The sequence below is a fragment of the Bacillus sp. FSL E2-0195 genome (assembly GCF_038003645.1).
Classification (GTDB): Bacteria; Bacillota; Bacilli; order Bacillales; family Bacillaceae_G; genus Bacillus_A; species Bacillus_A mycoides.
In genome coordinates this window covers 2,098,758-2,112,691 of the sequence record NZ_JBBOPN010000001.1, presented here as the reverse complement: position 1 = coordinate 2,112,691, position 13,934 = coordinate 2,098,758, and the positions used below count along the sequence as shown (strand labels likewise).

Annotated in this window: 15 protein-coding genes; 3 read left to right on the top strand and 12 right to left on the bottom strand. The window is 34.1% G+C overall.

Annotated features, from left to right (window positions below):
- Positions 1 to 35 precede the first annotated feature (35 nt).
- Positions 36 to 623, bottom strand: coding sequence for an SCO family protein (locus tag MHH59_RS10935; RefSeq protein ID WP_002012710.1), 588 nt, complete (start codon positions 621 to 623; stop codon positions 36 to 38).
- Positions 624 to 958: 335 nt separating this feature from the next.
- Between MHH59_RS10935 and MHH59_RS10930 the strand changes: the two genes are divergently transcribed.
- Positions 959 to 1,933, top strand: coding sequence for an MBL fold metallo-hydrolase (locus MHH59_RS10930; RefSeq protein ID WP_016126871.1), 975 nt, complete (start codon positions 959 to 961; stop codon positions 1,931 to 1,933).
- A 188-nt stretch (positions 1,934 to 2,121) separates the two neighbouring features.
- Here the strand turns inward: MHH59_RS10930 and MHH59_RS10925 are convergent, their stop codons facing one another.
- From MHH59_RS10925 to MHH59_RS10910, 4 genes are all read right to left on the bottom strand, one after another.
- The gene (locus MHH59_RS10925; RefSeq protein WP_033707617.1) at positions 2,122 to 2,964 is read right to left on the bottom strand and encodes a DegV family protein; all 843 of its coding nucleotides are present in this window, start codon (positions 2,962 to 2,964) and stop codon (positions 2,122 to 2,124) included.
- 153 nt (positions 2,965 to 3,117) lie between these two features.
- Positions 3,118 to 3,369 carry a DUF2535 family protein gene (locus MHH59_RS10920; RefSeq protein WP_002012715.1) on the bottom strand — a complete coding sequence of 84 codons (252 nt, stop codon included), beginning with the start codon at positions 3,367 to 3,369 and terminating at the stop codon, positions 3,118 to 3,120.
- Between the two features lie 328 nt (positions 3,370 to 3,697).
- Positions 3,698 to 4,438 carry a twin-arginine translocase subunit TatC gene (gene tatC / locus MHH59_RS10915; protein ID WP_340851202.1) on the bottom strand — a complete coding sequence of 247 codons (741 nt, stop codon included), beginning with the start codon at positions 4,436 to 4,438 and terminating at the stop codon, positions 3,698 to 3,700.
- A 57-nt stretch (positions 4,439 to 4,495) separates the two neighbouring features.
- Entirely contained in the window at positions 4,496 to 4,675 is a 180-nt protein-coding gene (locus MHH59_RS10910; RefSeq protein ID WP_002012719.1) for a twin-arginine translocase TatA/TatE family subunit, read from the bottom strand.
- Between the two features lie 209 nt (positions 4,676 to 4,884).
- Between MHH59_RS10910 and trhA the strand changes: the two genes are divergently transcribed.
- The gene (gene trhA, locus MHH59_RS10905; RefSeq protein WP_002085872.1) at positions 4,885 to 5,541 is read left to right on the top strand and encodes a PAQR family membrane homeostasis protein TrhA; all 657 of its coding nucleotides are present in this window, start codon (positions 4,885 to 4,887) and stop codon (positions 5,539 to 5,541) included.
- A 36-nt stretch (positions 5,542 to 5,577) separates the two neighbouring features.
- On the opposite strand, the gene MHH59_RS10900 is transcribed toward trhA, so the two are convergent.
- From MHH59_RS10900 to MHH59_RS10880, 5 genes are all read right to left on the bottom strand, one after another.
- Entirely contained in the window at positions 5,578 to 6,297 is a 720-nt protein-coding gene (locus tag MHH59_RS10900; protein ID WP_002065190.1) for a lysophospholipid acyltransferase family protein, read from the bottom strand.
- Between the two features lie 111 nt (positions 6,298 to 6,408).
- Positions 6,409 to 7,044, bottom strand: a complete 636-nt coding sequence (locus MHH59_RS10895; RefSeq protein ID WP_002012622.1) for an FMN-dependent NADH-azoreductase — start codon at positions 7,042 to 7,044, stop codon at positions 6,409 to 6,411.
- A 241-nt stretch (positions 7,045 to 7,285) separates the two neighbouring features.
- Complete coding sequence (pbpC, locus tag MHH59_RS10890) at positions 7,286 to 9,271, bottom strand: penicillin-binding protein 3 (protein WP_063226400.1); 1,986 nt, start codon at positions 9,269 to 9,271, stop codon at positions 7,286 to 7,288.
- 156 nt (positions 9,272 to 9,427) lie between these two features.
- Positions 9,428 to 9,916 (bottom strand): dihydrofolate reductase, encoded by a 489-nt coding sequence (locus MHH59_RS10885; RefSeq protein WP_000637202.1) that lies wholly within the window; start codon positions 9,914 to 9,916, stop codon positions 9,428 to 9,430.
- A 19-nt stretch (positions 9,917 to 9,935) separates the two neighbouring features.
- Entirely contained in the window at positions 9,936 to 10,892 is a 957-nt protein-coding gene (locus MHH59_RS10880; RefSeq protein WP_002127201.1) for a thymidylate synthase, read from the bottom strand.
- 198 nt (positions 10,893 to 11,090) lie between these two features.
- Between MHH59_RS10880 and MHH59_RS10875 the strand changes: the two genes are divergently transcribed.
- Complete coding sequence (locus tag MHH59_RS10875; protein WP_098632252.1) at positions 11,091 to 12,545, top strand: serine hydrolase; 1,455 nt, start codon at positions 11,091 to 11,093, stop codon at positions 12,543 to 12,545.
- A gap of 51 nt (positions 12,546 to 12,596) precedes the next feature.
- Here MHH59_RS10875 and MHH59_RS10870 read toward each other — a convergent pair whose 3' ends face one another.
- Together MHH59_RS10870 and MHH59_RS10865 are read right to left on the bottom strand one after the other, a co-directional pair.
- A complete protein-coding gene (locus tag MHH59_RS10870) occupies positions 12,597 to 13,529 on the bottom strand; it encodes an aminoglycoside phosphotransferase family protein (RefSeq protein ID WP_016120147.1) in 933 nt (310 codons plus the stop codon).
- 11 nt (positions 13,530 to 13,540) lie between these two features.
- Positions 13,541 to 13,933 carry a VOC family protein gene (locus MHH59_RS10865; RefSeq protein ID WP_078213943.1) on the bottom strand — a complete coding sequence of 131 codons (393 nt, stop codon included), beginning with the start codon at positions 13,931 to 13,933 and terminating at the stop codon, positions 13,541 to 13,543.
- Position 13,934 lies beyond the last annotated feature (1 nt).

Genomic DNA, 13,934 nt, shown 5'->3' with positions numbered 1-13,934 from the left:
TACTAATAAAAGAAGGGTGCTTAGCACCCTTCTTTTTAATCAGCTAATCGCTTCATATCACGTATAATATCTTCGTATGGCGTATTGCTAATGCCGCTATATTTTTTCATTACTTTTCCATTTTGATCGACTAAGAAAAATGATGTACCGTGTATTACTTGCCCATTCTCTGGTTTATCTACAAGCGATTGGAAGTTATCTTTTGAAAACTTTGTAATATCCTCCAGTGAATAACCTGTTAACAAGTTCCAATTACTTGTATCCTCTGTAAACTTTTGAATGAATGCTTTCAAATTTTCTGGTTTATCAAGTTCAGGGTCTACACTAAACGAAACAAACTGAACGTCTAATTTCTCTTCCTTAGCCATTTTCTGTAATTTCGCCATATTAGCAGTCATTGGCGGACAAACCGTTTGACAGCTTGTAAACATGAAATCAGCTACCCAGACTTTCCCTTTTAAATCTTTTGTACCAAACGGCTTTCCTTCTTGATTTGTAAATTGGAAAGTTTCTAAATCCCAGTTTAACGGTTTACGTAATTTTGACCCTGAACTGCTACAACCTGCAAGTACAAAGAGACAAAATACAACCATAAGACCAATTAACTTTTGATAACGCTTCATTATTAAACCTCTCTTCTCTATCCTTAATTTATGTAAGTTATGTATATCATAACAAAAGTAAACACTATGAGAAAATTGTTTACATCATTTGTTCACGAAATCGTACGAATTTACGTATGTTACTTCTTTATTTCAAGCGAATTACTAGACAAAATATATTTTACTACTATTATTTCTCTAACCATTATTTGCGAAACGAAGTTCATTGTTAAATTTGTAAATAAATCCCCCTATTTTTTTACAATTACTTAAACATTAATCCATGTTAAACACTGTATTCCTTAACAACATTTCGGTACAATACAACTACAACGATTTTAAATGAGGTGATGTTCATGGCAAAGCGCTATGAAAATATGGATAATGCAAGTACAAAAAAATCAATTCGCTCCTTCTTACGTTGGCGTAAAGAGAGAAAGCAAAACAAAAAAGACTTTTCTTTTCTAGTAGAACAATCACCTGTTAAACAAAGTAAATTTCTACTAAATAACTTTGAAAAAACGACTGTCACATGGATTGGTCATTCAACTTTTCTCATTCAAACGAACGGCTTAAATATTTTAACAGATCCAGTATGGGCAAATAAATTAAAGTTAGTTCCACGACTTACTGAGCCAGGGCTCACTATAAAAGAACTACCTAAAATCGATATCGTTCTTATTTCACACGGTCATTACGATCATTTAGACTTTTCATCTCTTCGTCAACTAAATGATGATGCCTTATACCTTGTTCCTATTGGGCTAAAAAAATTATTTACTCGTAAAAAATTCACCAATGTAGAAGAATACAACTGGTGGGAAAGTACAACAATTGATGAAGTCTCTTTTCACTTCGTACCTGCCCAGCACTGGACGAGAAGAACATTATTTGATATGAACACCTCTCACTGGGGAGGGTGGATCATTGATAATATGACTTCTTCAGAAACCATTTATTTTTGTGGTGATAGTGGTTATTTCCAAGGATTTAAAGAGATCTGCAAACGTTTTTCAATCGATATTGCACTTATGCCAATTGGTGCCTATGAACCAGAATGGTTTATGAAAGTGTCTCACGTTTCACCAGAAGAAGCTGTGCAAGCCTATCTAGATATAAAAGCTACACATTTCATTCCCATGCACTACGGTACTTTTGCTTTAGCAGATGAAACACCAAGGGAAGCAGTAACACGACTACGAAATAATTGGAATTTACGAATGCTACCGTGGGAACAACTACATGTTCTCTTTTTAGGTCAAACTTTCACTTATAGCCCTATTGTCCCAGATAAAGAACCAGTAAAAATCACAGAAACTTCTCATGTATAATAGTATTAATTTTTGCGAGTAATTTATCATATACTTTAAAAAATTGAAAAGGGTGTTTTCCATGAAAGATTATTTACAGACTCGCTATATAATTAGCGGTAGCGCCTGTATTGCCCTTCTCATTTCTTATTTTCTGTCCTGAAGTAATAAAAAAGCTACTTGAAAATTCATTTCAAGTAGCTTTTTTATTACTCTGCTAAATACATAAACCCAATTGCTCCTGGTCCTGTATGAGTACTGATAACTGGTGTTGTATAGAAAATCTCTGATTGAGTGAATCCATTCACTTTTTCAACAGCAGCTTTTACACTTTCTGCTAAAGGAATTGCTTTAGCATGTGGAATCGCAACAGCTTTCACCACTTTTCCAGCAGTATCTTCTTCGAATAGTTTAGCCAACGTTTTTACAATCTGCCCTTGGCTACGTACTTTCGTTACCGGATTATATACGCCGCCTTCTAAACTTGCAATTGGTTTAATATTAAGTAAAGAACCAATAAGTGCCTTACCTTTACCGATGCGTCCACCTTTTACTAAGTTTTCTAATGTATCTACGACAACATATAAACGAGTATTCTTTCTTACTTCATCAATACGTTTTAAAATATCTTCTAGTGAGCATTCTTCTTTTGCCATTTTTGCCGCTTCAATTACTTGATATGCTAAAGCATGTGTAATAAATTGAGAATCAACAACTGTTACTTTTGTATCTGTCATTGATGCAGCGCTATTCGCTGTTGCGACAGTACCGCTCATTCCACCTGTCATATGAATGGAAAGTACTTCACTTCCATCTTCGCCTAGCTTGTCATACATTTCTACAAATGTACCCATAGCCGGTTGTGATGTTTTTGGTAATTCTTCTGATTTAATCATTTCTTCAATAAATTCATCCGGTTGCAAATCTACACGATCTAAGTATGTTTGTCCATTTACAGAAATAGATAATGGTAAAACATGAATATCATACTTCTCAATTATATCTTTTGATAAATCTGCCGTTGAATCTGTTACAATTTTAATTTTTTGCATATTATATTCTTCCCTTTCCAATACGCTCTCCCTGTTATTATACTAGCATTCCCGATGCTTTCAACAATTTCGAATGAATTTCACCAAATTAATTATATTTTTATACCTAAAATAAAAAAGACAGAGCCTATCTAACTCTGTCCCTGCTGTGTATTATGCATTCTTTTCAAGAGTATTTGTCTTATATACATTTGAATAATCATTCCACTTCAAACAACTTTGTAAATATTCACGGAAAGAGTACGAGAATCTTGGGTTTTTATGTTTTTGAATTTTCGCAATAAACAATTGAAGACGAGACTGAATTAGAAACGCTAATGGATGCTGGGTTTGTAGGACAGGGATTTCAAATATTTTAATACAATTCCCTGTTGCATGAGTGAAATAAAAACTTTTCGTAATCACAATATCAATCCTCTTTTTCGTTGGATTTTTGAACTTCCTCCACTTTATTCTTTAACACGTTTTTTAGTGTAGGTTTCCTATGAATACTAAAATATCCTTAAGCCGCCCCATTTAGAAGTTAATACTTCATTTATATCCACCTAATTCGAACCCTGTCCTATATATCCTTTGAGACGGGAGTCTTATTATCCATATATAGCTTGATAACTTCAGTATAAACTTATAAAAATGAAAAGTTTGTCTAAATTTTGGAGATTCTATAATTTTTTCCTTCTATATATTGTATACAATTATAGCTAGAGTATAACAAATAAATTAAAAAGTGCCTTTATAACGAGGCACTTTTCGACTGTATTTCTTCTCTTTTCTGTTTTCGTTTACTAACTATCTTTGATAAAGCGATACTGATTTCATAAATACAAATAAGCGGTACCGCTACTAAACTATGTGATAAAAAATCTGGCGGCGATATACATGATGCAATTATAATCAACACGACATAAGCATATCTTCTTATTTTCTGAAGAAATTCTGCCGTTAGAAGACCTATACTCGTTAAAAACATAACAACTACAGGTAATTCAAATATAACAGCAAACGGAACTGTTAAATTTAATACGAAATGAAAATATTTTTCCGTTGTAAACATCGTATTAAACATCTCATTACCAATTGTAGTTAGGAAATGAAATAAAAATGGCATGACGATAAAATAACCGAAAGATAGGCCTGCTATAAATAATATAGACAATACCGGTATATACATTAATGTCATTTTTTGTTCATTGGGATGTAAACCTGGTTTTACAAATAACCAAATTTGTATCGCAGCAAAAGGAATTGTACAAACGATAGCAAATACTGTAGCAATCGAGAAAAAAATCCACAACACATCACTTGGACCGAGAACAGTTAATTTCATTGGTAAATCTTTTACAAGCCAAAAATAAATATCCTTCGTAAAAGTAAATCCAATAATTAAAAATAATACAAAGGATAATACTGTATATATTACTCGTTTGCGAAGCTCAACAATATGTTCTACTACGCTCATTTCCCGATCTTTCATCTCGTTCACCACACTTTATTTATCCATTCCGAGAAAAACTTCAGCATATTCTTTTATTTATTTATTTTTTTCTTTCTCTTGAAATGCCTCATCAGTCAATTCTTTTGTTGATTTTTTAAATTCTTTTAACGTTTCCCCTAAAGCTTTCCCAATTTCCGGTAACTTTTTTGGGCCAAATAAAATTAACACTGCTACTAAAATTAAAATTAACCCTGGAAAGCCAATATTTGAAAACATTTCCCCATCCCCTTCATAAGTAGATTCCTTGTCCTACTATTCCATAAGTTCATTTTGTCAAAAAATTTCGTAAACGTCAATGTATCCGTTGTCTTTTATCAAAAAAATTCGAAAATATAATCAATTGAATATCATTTTCTATTCCTTTTGTATATGATATGGTTAAGGAAAATATAACTTATCTCAATACAGTGAAAGGAATTAACATTATGACGCAAAAAATTAAAAGAATGACCCAATTTGTAAAAGAAGAAATTGCGAATGCAATTACCCATGGTATCGGTGCCATTTTAAGCATCCCTGCCTTAATCATATTAATTATTCATGCTTCCAAACATGGCACAGCATCTGCTGTTGTTGGCTTTACCGTTTATGGTGTAAGCATGTTCTTGCTATACTTATTTTCTACACTGTTACATAGTATCCATCATCCAAAAGTAGAAAAGTTATTTACCATTTTAGATCACTCCGCCATATATTTATTAATTGCCGGCACGTATACACCATTTCTACTCATTACACTGCGTGGTCCGCTCGGTTGGACTTTACTCGCAATTATTTGGACCCTTGCGATTGGTGGCATTATTTTCAAAATCTTCTTTGTTCGTCGCTTTATTAAAACATCAACATTATGTTATATCATTATGGGCTGGCTCATCATCGTTGCCATTAAACCCCTTTATGAAAATTTAACCGGTCACGGCTTCTCACTACTATTAATAGGAGGCATTTTGTATTCTGTCGGAGCTATATTCTTCCTTTGGGAAAAGCTTCCGTTCAATCATGCCATTTGGCATCTCTTCGTACTAGGCGGTAGTACAATGATGTTTTTCTGCGTACTGTTTTATGTCTTACCCGCAGCATAAAAAAAGTTTCAGCTTGTTTAAGCTGAAACTTTTTTATTACTTATGTAATTGAGATGCAATAATATCTTTTGTATGCTGGGTTAACTCTTTAGCATCCATACTTGCATATTCTTCAGGTGTAATTGGCTTAGAAATCGTTACTGTTGCATGAGCTGGTTTCATACGATTTCCATTCGCTTCAAACATTTTATATGTACCATCTAACGTTACAGGTAAGATTGCTACACCAGATTTTACTGCTAGGTGAAAACTACCCGCTTTAAACTCTCCAATTTCGCCACCCTTACTTCTCGTTCCTTCAGGGAAAATTACGATAGAATGTCCATTCTTTAATAGTTCAATTCCATCTTTAATTGCCTTAAGAGATTGACGGCGATCGCTGCGGTCCATGAACACACAATTCATTAGTTCCATCCATGTTGGTACAACCGGAAACTTTTTAATTTCCGCTTTTGAAACGAATCCAATTGGCTTATTTAAGTAACCTAGTAAAACAGGAATATCCATATTACTTTGATGATTACTTACAACTAGCACCGGCTTGTCTTTTGGAACATTTTCAAGCCCCTTTACTTCTACAGTCGATCCAGTTACACCCACCATTTTCTTACCAAACCAGTTTGTTGTTTTATACACAACACTATCTTTTTCTTGCGGTGACATCGCATTTGCTTTTCTTTTTATACGCCACAACCTTGGTGTAATAGCAATTACGATTAAAATTAAATAAAAGATTTTAAAAAACGTTTGAATCATACAGAACCCCCACCTATTATCATTCCGACCTTCATTATACTAGACAAACGAAGGAAAAAGAAGAAAAAATGTCCAAACAACAAGTGTTTGGACATTTTGAAGTTTTCTATATTAGAAACGTTTTGCTAATTCGCGTGCATTTACAATTGCTGCTTCTTTAATGTCTTGTGCTTTTTCAGGATTTGCATTCATTCCTTCAACTGCAATATATTCAGTGTCTGATACACCCATGAATCCTAATACCGCATTTAAGTGATTGCGACCGAAGTCCATAGATGCGTATGCTCCTTCAGAGTAAACGCCGCCTGTAGCTTGAATATGAAGTGCTTTTTTGCCTTCTAGTAAGCCAACTGGACCATTTTCAGTATATTTGAATGTTTTACCTGCGATTGATAAGTTATCTAAGTATGCTTTCACTACTGCTGGGTAGCTGAAGTTCCACATTGGAGTCACGAATACATAACGATCTGCATGCATAAATGTTTCTAAGTTATTGTTCATTGCTGCAACTTTTTGTTGCTGATTTTCACTTAAAGTTTCGAATCCTTCGCCTGCTGCAAATTTCCCCCAAGCAGCGAATACGTCTGCATCGATTGCTGGTACAGTTGTATTGAATAAATCAATTGTTACAACTTCGTCTTGTGGATGTTCGTTTTTATATGCTTCGATGAAAGCTTCTCCTACTGCCATACCGAAAGAACCTTCTGCTGAATTTGGATTTGCTGTAATAAATAGTACTTTTGTCATTGTATTAGCTCCCTTTTACACATTTTATCTTTAATTTGAGATTTATAATTTTAAAGTAAACAACTTACCTTATGTAAGTATAATACAAAAAGTTATGTTTGATGTCAATAAAAAATAGCTACTTTTTTTTCGTAAGTTAATGATTTATTTTGTTCCTTTAAAATTCAGTATATAGATTTTTAGAATTCCTCATGCAAAAAGGCTATCTCTATACACTATAGAGATAGCCTTTTATTACATATTATTTTTGAAAAACATGTTTCACTTTTTCAGCTGGAATGTTACTTCCGCCTCTACCTTTTACATCTTCAATCATCATTGTAATGACCATATCTGGTGAATTTAAATCAAATGCAGCGAACCAACCTAGTTCTTTTCCTTCTGCCTCTTTTGATACTTTTAATTCTGCTGTTCCTGTTTTACCAGCAAGGGTCATACCATCAATTTTCGCAATTTTCCCCGTACCATCTGGATCGTTAATTACTTTCGTTAAAGCCGTTTTCAATATATCTTGATTTTCTTTAGAAATCACGTTCTCTTTCCAAGCTTTTGGTTGTTTATCTGTTTTAATAAGATATGGCGATGGAATCGTTCCATCATTTACAATCGGTGCATACGTTAAAGCTAAATGAAGAGGAGTCATTAAGACTTGTCCTTGTCCATATCCTGTATCTGCCATTTGAATATCATTTTTTATGCCATCATTTGCGATTTTAGAAGCTGGGAATCCGTATTCAATTGGTAATTTCTCATCAAATCCGAATTTTTTCGCCTCAGCCATAAATTTATCTTTTCCAATTTTCAAAGCTTCTTGTGCGAAATAAATATTATCCGAGTATTTCATTGCCTTATCAAAATCAATCGGATTTGCATCTTTTACACGTGTTACGTAATAATTGCCCCAAGAAGAATCTTTCGTCCATTTCAGTCCTTCAATTTTCAATTCTTCTTTTGGATCGATTGTTTTTGTTTCAAGACCAATTGCACCTGTAATTGGCTTAAATACAGAACCTGGTACCGATAATTGTGTAAATCGATTCGTCATCGGTTTTTTCGGATCATTATTCCAAGCCTCGCGTTGTGCTTTTGATGTTCCTCGTGCAATTAAATTAGGATTATAAGCTGGACTACTTACAAGAGCAATTGTTTCTCCACTTTTCGGATTAATTGCCGCACTTGAACCAGCTTCTCCCTTCATTTCATTATACGTTTTTTCTTGAACAACACTATCGATAGTTAAAGTTACATTTTCTCCATCAACAGCATCTGTTTTCGCTAAATTTTTAATTTCTTTTCCCTGTGCATCTTCCATGAAGACACGGCCACCTTTTTTCCCGCGTAGCTGTTCTTCCAATACTTGCTCTAATCCAGCCTTACCAACTGGTTCATCGGCTTGATAGCCTTTCTTTTGAAGCGTTTTTAAATCTTCAGCATTTACTTTTCCGATATAACCAGTAAGATGCGCTGCTGCTTCCCCTAACGGATATGTACGAACATTTACAGGTTTTGCTGCAACACCTGGTAAATCGATGTACGTATTTTGCGTTGCTCCCTCAGGCAAAATTCCAATTGGTACGAGATACCCTGGTTTTACCCATTTCGCAGCTAGTTTTTGATCAATCTCTTCTACAGACATATTTAACAACTTCGCTACTGCTTCTTTCGTTTGCGGAGCAGTTTCATCTAATTTTTCTGGAATAATTCCAATCTCAGAAGCTTTCCCATTCGTCGCAAGACCTTTTCCATTACGATCGTATATTTCACCACGTTTTGGTTGTGTTGTTTGCATACGCACTTTACTATCTTTTGTCATGCCAGGGAAAATGAAATCAGGTGTCCAATCTATTTTCCAAGATTCTTTATCTCCATCTTTTTCTTTCACCATTTTTGCTTCATGACCAAAAGTGATTTTACCACCAACTGTATCCATGCTTACTTTAAAAGGAACAGGGCCTTCATCTTTTTTATCTTCTTTTACTTCCCCTGTTTCTACCTTTAAGTCTTTTACTTCAATACCAGAATAAATTTTTTCATATTTCTCAGTAAACTCTTTCTTTGAAATATCTTTTTTTGCATTTTCTGATAATTGATCGTACATATCTGCAAATTTTTGTTTATTCCATGCTTTTACATATGTATCAAACGCTTCTTGTGGTTTTTCTTCTTTACCACATCCAACTAACATGAATGTTAAGCAAAGAAAAAGAATCCCCCATATTTTTCTCAACTGATTCTCCTCCTCTTTCTATATTAATAATTTTGAAAATTTTAGCATTTTTCACATGCTACCTTTCATTATAGCACTATTGAATATCCTCTATAAACTTACATTTATAAATACAAATAAAAAAATTGATGCGAATACTCACATCAATTTTTATTATTATTGTTGTTTCTCGTATACATGGTAATAATACGTATACGGATTTTTTTCATCCGTTAAACCTTTTTCTACAAAAATCTCTTTCCAATTTGTCATATCCATTTCTGGGAAGAATGTGTCCCCTTCAAATGCGTGGTGGATTTTTGTTATATATAACTTGTCTACATAAGGTAAAAAGAGATCATAAATTTGCGCTCCGCCAAAAATAAAAATCTCTTCTTCATTTTTACATAGTTCAAACACTTCTTCTACAGTATGAGCTACTTCGCAGCCTTCTACATGATACCCTTCATTACGAGTTACAATAATATTACGTCTTCCAGGCAATGGTCTACCAATTGCTTCATAGTTCTTTCTCCCCATAATAAGTGGGTGACCCATCGTCGTTTTCTTTACATACTGTAATTCACTCGGTAAACGCCAAGGTAAGTTATTATCTTTACCAATTACTCTATTCTCGTCCATTGCGACCATAAATGAAACAATCATCTTGTCATCTCCTCTACAATTACACTGCAACCGGTGCTTTAATCGCTGGGTGTGGATCATATCCTTCAATCGTTAAATCTTCCATCTCAAAATCAAACACAGATTTCACATCTGGATTTAATGTAAGTTTAGGGAACGGGTGTGGTTCACGTGCCAACTGCTTTTCGACTTGTTCAAAATGATTCGTATAAATATGTGCATCACCAATTGTATGAACAAACTCTCCTACTTCAAGACCACATTCATGTGCTATTAAATGTGTTAGAAGTGAATAACTTGCAATGTTAAATGGAATGCCAAGGAATATATCTCCACTTCTTTGATATAGCTGACAAGAAAGTTTGCCATCCGCTACATAAAATTGGAATAGCGTATGACAAGGCGGTAATGCCATACTTGGTACATCTTCAGGATTCCAAGCAGAAACAATTAGGCGACGTGAGTCTGGCGTTTTTTTAATCATTTCAATTACATCTTTTAATTGATCAAGTGTCTCACCAGCTGTCGTTTTCCAAGCACGCCATTGCTTTCCGTATACGTCTCCTAAATAACCATATTTATTCGAAAAATCATCATCTTCTAGAACGTTCTTTTTAAACAATTCCATTTGCTCATCGTACTGCACTTTAAATTCCTCATCTTGTTGTGAACGAAGACCAAAATCAGTCATGTCAGGGCCAGTATATTCGTCACCTTCTACCCAGCTCTTAAATGCCCATTCATTCCAAATATTATTATTATGTTGCAATAAATAACGAATATTTGTATCACCTTTCATAAACCAAAGCAGTTCACTTGCTACAAGGCGAAACGGGACTCTCTTTGTCGTTAATAAAGGAAACCCTTTACTCAGATCAAAACGCATTTGATATCCAAATACAGATACAGTTCCTGTCCCTGTACGATCTTCTTTCTTCGTACCGTGCTCCATTACATGGCGGCATAAATTTAAGTATTCATATTCAGCATGTTTCATATGTAGGAAAACCTTCTTTCAATCTTATATGAAATTTATCATAACATGAAAAACAATAAATTTAATAATCTTGATAAATAAAAATTATTTCAGTAATTCTTACAAAATTATTAACTTTCCATATTTAAAAAGGTTTTCATTTTCTATTACCGAAAGTATAGTGCGGTAGGACAAAATTTATATTTGGAGGTTAGAAGTATGTCTAAAATTGAAACTCCTGTTATGACTTCGTTACAAACAACGGTTGAAAAAATGATGAAGGATTTAAACGTTCCTGGTGCTGCTGTAGCTGTTATAAAAGACGGTGAAGTTATTCTTTCAGAAGGTTTCGGATATCGAAATATAGAAACAAAAGAACCTGTTACACCGAGTACTCGGTTCGCAATCGGTTCCTCAACGAAAGCTTTTGGCACACTTTCATTAAGCTTGTTGGCACAGCAAAAAAAGTTTAATTGGGATACTCCTGTCCAGTCTTATATACCTAACTTCTCTTTATCTGAACTACTTGCTAGCTCACAAGTTACAGGACGAGATTTGGCTTCCCATCGTACTGGGGTAAGTCGTCATGAGGCTCTTTGGTACAGCTCTTCCTTATCTCGAAAAGATCTCGTTGAAAAAATAAAACATTTACAACTTGATGCACCGTTCCGCACAGCATTTCTTTATAACAACTTAATGTATGCAACAATTAGCTACATTGTTGAAAACATTACAAATCAAACATGGGAGCAATACGCTACAGAACATATTTTAGAACCTTTAAATATGAGACATACAAATTTCTCTGTTACAGATTCACAAACTACAGATGATTATGCTCTACCTTACATTGAAAATGAAGATGAAATAAAAGAAGTTCCATTCCGTAACATCGATACAGTCGGCGCTGCTGGATGTATTAATTCTACAATTGAAGATATGGCAAATTGGGTACTTCTTCACTTAAACGAAGGAAAGTTTGGAGATCATGAATTAATCTCCTCTGAATTATTACAACAAATGTATACACCACACAATTCAATTCCAGATCAACCGATTTTATCGCTTCCCGAATCTCCATTAAATAGTTACGGACTTGGTTGGTTTATTAGCGCTTATCGTGGTAATAAGGTGGTTCATCATGGCGGTAATATTGATGGATTTTCAGCGCTCGTTTCATTCATACCAAATGAAAACATAGGCCTTGTCATTTTAACAAATGCTGGAGGCACATTACTTCCTACTTATCTCGCTAATCAAATTTATGATGAACTACTTGAATTAGAATCCATTGATTGGCATAAACGTGCTGTAGAAGATACTGAAAAAATGAAGGAAATGATGAAAGAAGCAACTGAATCACTTCCTGAACAAATTAAAGGAACTACACCTTCTCACAAGTTAGAGGATTATACTGGTACTTTTGAACATCCTGCATACGGAACATTACAAATATACAAGCGAAATGATTCGTTAAATGTACAATTTATGGAGATGGATATTCAATTAGGGCATCATCATTACGACATCTTCTCCGCAGAAGTTGAGTTATTCCAAATGAAAATGAGTTTATTATTCGCTTATGAAATGAGTGTGAGTGGTGAATTCCCATCCCTTCAGTTACATGTACCAGCTACGTTAAGTACTCAGCCGCTTACATTTAAGAAAATTTAATAATTATTTTAATAATAAAAAAGTAGGTGTGAGATAACACACCTACTTTTCCTATTCTTCATTTATCATTTCACTATCAAACCAAATCGGCTTCGATAATTCAAAGTTTTTATGATCCTTTAAAACTATAGTAAGACGTTCTAACGTATCATCTAACATATGCGGTGCTGCTCGTAAGGACCAGACAACTGATGAGAAAACTGTCATGCCAACGTACACCGCATATAATTTCCAAAACTCCTCTGGTATTACCCCATTAAAGTAACCTTCTATTTGTCCGATTGAATACGGAATACTAATGTCCCTTGCAAATAGTGCAATTTTTACGAAATCATGAAGTGGATCGCCCCAATCATAACCATTAAAATCAATAACACCTACATATTTCCCATCCCGCACAATTATATTTTCTAAATGAAAATCATCGTGTTGAAATCGATTTGGACGATCCTTTACATACATTTCATTTTCATCTATAAACTTAATAATTTTATCATCATTTTTAATTTTAATTCCGCATGTTTTATACGCTTCTAAATATTTGCTATGTTTTTTCATTGCTCTTTCATACCATGGAAGTATACCCTTAGGAGCTTCATATGTATGCATTTTTGCTAAATCTTTTCCTGCCTCTATACCTATATCATATTGTTCTTTTGGCGTATATGTCGGCAACAACTTCTTCGCATCTTCTCCTTCTATATACGAAAAAACACCGTAGCATAAACCTTCTTCTTCCAACAAACCCATTTCAATTGGCTTTTGTGCTTGCACACTACGTTTTTGCATTTCATTTAAAATTTGAAACTCTATTTTCTTTCTTTCAAACTCTTTTATATCGCCTGTCCGTAACAAATACTTTTCATCTTCAATAGTCGTAATGATATATTTTTTATCAGGAGAGAAACCTTTAGAGATTTCTTCAATATTTGCTGCATCTTTTACTATTTGTATATTGTTTTGCCGTGCTGTAATTGTCTTCATGTTTATTCCCCTTACATTTCTACATTTGGTGTATACGCTACTTCAATAATAAATCCATTCGGATCGTAAAAATCAATAGTATAGTATCCGTCCGAATAATGACTCATTTCTATCGGACCACGTATTACCTTCACTTTTGTACTAGCAAGAAAATCTGCTACTTCATCAACTACTTCTCTACGAATAGCTTGGTAACAAATATGTCTAGGCCCTAAAGTCCTTACAATTTCCCCGTCCACCTCTTTAAAATATATTTCACTTTCTCCCGTACCCGTACTATATGCTACTTCATTTAACTTTCTCCATCCAATTATCAAAAACAATTTATCATAAAAAGAAATAGACTCCTCTAAATTCGCGACCCAAAATTCAATATGATGAATACCTGCTCGAAGTGTATTCATA